Origin of the sequence: Gelidibacter pelagius, from assembly GCF_017581925.1 — a bacterium.
GTDB classification, from domain to species: Bacteria; Bacteroidota; Bacteroidia; order Flavobacteriales; family Flavobacteriaceae; genus Gelidibacter; species Gelidibacter pelagius.
Genome location: NZ_JAGEVG010000045.1, coordinates 1 through 3,086, shown reverse-complemented (window position 1 = coordinate 3,086; position 3,086 = coordinate 1). Strand labels below are relative to the sequence as shown.

4 protein-coding genes are annotated in these 3,086 nt (G+C 39.5%); 2 read left to right on the top strand and 2 right to left on the bottom strand.

Annotation, left to right across the window (positions count from 1 at the left end):
- Window positions 1–220 precede the first annotated feature (220 nt).
- The gene (locus J4051_RS18680; RefSeq protein ID WP_208235407.1) at window positions 221–370 is read left to right on the top strand and encodes a GIY-YIG nuclease family protein; all 150 of its coding nucleotides are present in this window, start codon (window positions 221–223) and stop codon (window positions 368–370) included.
- Window positions 371–1,474: 1,104 nt separating this feature from the next.
- On the opposite strand, the gene J4051_RS18675 is transcribed toward J4051_RS18680, so the two are convergent.
- Together J4051_RS18675 and J4051_RS18670 are read right to left on the bottom strand one after the other, a co-directional pair.
- Window positions 1,475–1,915: a hypothetical protein gene (locus J4051_RS18675; RefSeq protein ID WP_208235406.1), complete on the bottom strand. Its 441-nt coding sequence runs from the start codon at window positions 1,913–1,915 to the stop codon at window positions 1,475–1,477.
- Window positions 1,896–2,348, bottom strand: a complete 453-nt coding sequence (locus J4051_RS18670; protein ID WP_208235405.1) for a hypothetical protein — start codon at window positions 2,346–2,348, stop codon at window positions 1,896–1,898. The genes J4051_RS18675 and J4051_RS18670 overlap by 20 nt, the downstream gene beginning before the upstream one ends.
- 132 nt (window positions 2,349–2,480) lie before the next feature.
- Between J4051_RS18670 and J4051_RS18665 the strand changes: the two genes are divergently transcribed.
- Window positions 2,481–2,630 (top strand): hypothetical protein, encoded by a 150-nt coding sequence (locus J4051_RS18665; protein ID WP_208235404.1) that lies wholly within the window; start codon window positions 2,481–2,483, stop codon window positions 2,628–2,630.
- Window positions 2,631–3,086: the final 456 nt, after the last annotated feature.

Below are 3,086 nucleotides of genomic sequence, written 5' to 3'. Positions count from 1 at the left end.
AAGAGCACCACTTAGCTGTCATTAAGAGAACTCCCACCCTGGCGTCATTGCGAGGAATGAGGCACGAATGACGCGGCAATCTCAAAGTTTTGGCGGTACCACTTAAAGATTACTAACAATTGATTATTTTTAAATTTAGGTATTCCCGCAATCGCTTAGGCTAAAGACGGGCAGGAGTGAATATTATCTGGATAAATTGGTTTATTATGAGGCTTTTCAAATGATCGGTGATGCTATAGGACGCGAAAAACAATTAAAAGCAGGCAGTAGAGGAAAAAAAGTTGAATTGATCGAAAGTATAAATCCCGATTGGATGGATTTGTATGAGGAGGTTAGGGAGTTGTTTGGGGATTGTGAAGATGAAATTTAAATACATTATTGCGAGAACTCCATCCCAAGCGTCATTGCGAGGGTTACATGAAAGGAAGCACTGCTTCATTGAATGTACATAGCGAAGCTATCGACCGCGGCAATCTGTGTCTGTTAGGCTAGCCAACCATGAGATTGCCACGTCGCTCCTTCGTCGCTCCTCGCAATGACGCATGGGGGCGTCGCTCCTACGTCGCTCTCTGCCTGGACGGCAGACAGACTTGCAATGACGCTTTGTTGTTCTCCTTGATTGGGTTTGAGATGTGGCTGGACCCCCTGCCCCTAAAGGGGTGAGGTGGGATTTGGCTTTACCTTGTCAGGGTGAGCGCAGTCGAACCCCGTTGTTATAATGAACTGTGCAGAAAGAGCCAAGAGCCAAGAGCCAGGAGCCAAAAGGGGGGGTGCAAAGTTTAACAATGACTTTTTTAACAAAAAGGTGCTTTTTAGGGCTTTACCCCGTCCCCTAAAGGGGTGAGGTAGGGGGTAGACTTCTTATGTGATTGCCTGGCCGTCCCTAAAGGGGTGAGCGAAAATTGGGCTTTTGGAGAGTGCTACTATTGACTCCGTTCGCCTAACATAGACACTAAGTATGAATAAGAAGTAAGTGATTAACTCTTGGCCTCAATTAATTTAAACTACCTTTATGGGCCGTTTGCAGTTTGCAGTCGGCAGTGGACAGTGGGTAGTGGGCGCGCTCCGCAAAAAGCTTCCCGCCTTCGCTAAAGCTTGGCAGGCGTACAAGCATTTTTCGGTTGGTAGTTATATTCAGTGGTCGCACTATTCATAACCGAATAGAATTAAAAATCTTAAATCTGAATTCTTAATATCTTATGTCTAAAGCCTCTCCGCTCATCCGTAGAAACTTTTTTGAATACGGGACATTTAAAAACCGCCATCACCGCCGCCCTAGAAGCCGGAAAAGTCATTCTGGACATCTATCATTCCGATGATTTTGAGGTGGAAGAAGGTTAAGGTTGGATGTGGTAATCTTTTTTAAGTGTGAAAAGCCAATGTAGCAACAAAAATTAAGATTGGAAGTCAACAAAATTAAGGTTTAGTGTTTTTATGTTCTTTAAAATCAGAAGGTCCTAAGTAGAATTTGAAATTACTTTAAATTATCTGTGCAATACGTCCGAATGGACTCTAAAGATTCTCGTGCCATTATTAAATCTCTTGGGTCAATTTGATAATTTTTATATCTTGAATTATGGCAAAGATCATACAGGTCATTATAACTATTCCAAATTTCAATCGTAGTGTTATGCTTTACAAATGTCTTCATTATGTCATGAGGAGTGCCTTGACAAAATCTTGAAAATACCTGCTTATACTCATTATATGAGCTAAAATCTCTTTTTTCTCCATCTTTCTCTTTTCCTGGATGGAAATATGTGTCAGGAAAAAGACTTCCTTCGAAAAATTTGAGTGAACAATAAAAAGCTGTGGTGATTTCCCAATCAGGAAAATCAGTAGATTGCTTTACATAATTGTGAGCTTTTAAGTTGTGAGATGCGTGGTCAAATGCGTTATATTTTTTCTGTGCCATATTTAAAAATAAAGCCATCAGAAGTAACATTATCAACCATTATTTCATCAGAATTAGACATAAATGAAAATGTCAAATCAATTCTACTATTTGTGCTATTAATATCCTCAGATATTTTATAAGAATTCCAACGTTTGTCTCGAGAATAAAAATCCTCCTCATTAACAATAACAAGACACTTAAAAGTATTGAAATTGATAACTTTCAAGAACATACCTTTTACATCTACGTCAATTTCTGATAATTTAGATTTTAATAATGAGGATGAATGAGCCGCTGATTGAATATTCTTCTTAAAATCAATTTCAACTTCCTTTTGAAAATCTTCACGACCGCTAACATAAGAGGAATGTAAAAGTTCGCTAATGGTAAGCTGCTCTCCAACAATACCAAAGTCTAATAGATTTAAGTCGTTTTCTGATCTCCCTATCATAAAAAGTGTGCTTTCAATTAAAGTCCAATTGCAAAATTATACTATTCGAAAACTCGTACAAAAGTAATGATTCTATTTGTTAAAAACAATAGCCTCTTACCAATTATAAGTCAGTTAAAAACACCAAATTAAATGAATAAAAAAACATTTGTCAATAAAGCATATGAGAAATTTCAATACAAAGCAATGATTGAAGTTATGCTTAATAAGGCTATATTAGTCGTAAAAGTAGATGTTTGTTTACATGCTATTTTCATAGTGTACCAAGAATCAACCTTGTAATAAGAGGTTGAATGCTGTAAATAAGATGATGATAGGTTCATCAGGGTTTTTATATAGGCGATGGACCTAAAGTGGCACCGAATGAGGGCATTAATCTTGAAGGGCATGATTTTTTTGAGCAAGTAAAACGGGGTTTTGGACGATATGAGGAATGAAAACTACCAAAGCGTCATTGCGAGGGTTACATGAAAGGAAGCGCTGCTTCATTGAATGTAGTAGCGAAGCTCTCGACCGCGGCAACCTCCTTGTTATGGCGCCACAACGAACAGATTGCCGCGTCGCTCCTTCCTCGCTCCTCGCAATGACGCATGGGGGGCGTCGCTCCTATGACGCTCTCTGCCTGGACGGCAGACAGACTCGCGATGACGCTTCTGGGGGAACGACTGGATACCGTTGACTTCTTGATAAAAGGCCACTTTTAGAAAGTAACATTGTGCTCCGGCTCCGATTGGAGCA

Bases quoted from the DNA above. Each gene is read 5' to 3' on its own strand.
- J4051_RS18665 (WP_208235404.1), top strand. From the start codon at position 2,481: ATGAATAAAAAAACATTTGTCAATAAAGCATATGAGAAATTTCAATAC.
- J4051_RS18675 (WP_208235406.1), bottom strand. From the start codon at position 1,915: ATGGCACAGAAAAAATATAACGCATTTGACCACGCATCTCACAACTTA.
- J4051_RS18670 (WP_208235405.1), bottom strand. From the start codon at position 2,348: ATGATAGGGAGATCAGAAAACGACTTAAATCTATTAGACTTTGGTATT.
- J4051_RS18680 (WP_208235407.1), top strand. From the start codon at position 221: ATGATCGGTGATGCTATAGGACGCGAAAAACAATTAAAAGCAGGCAGT.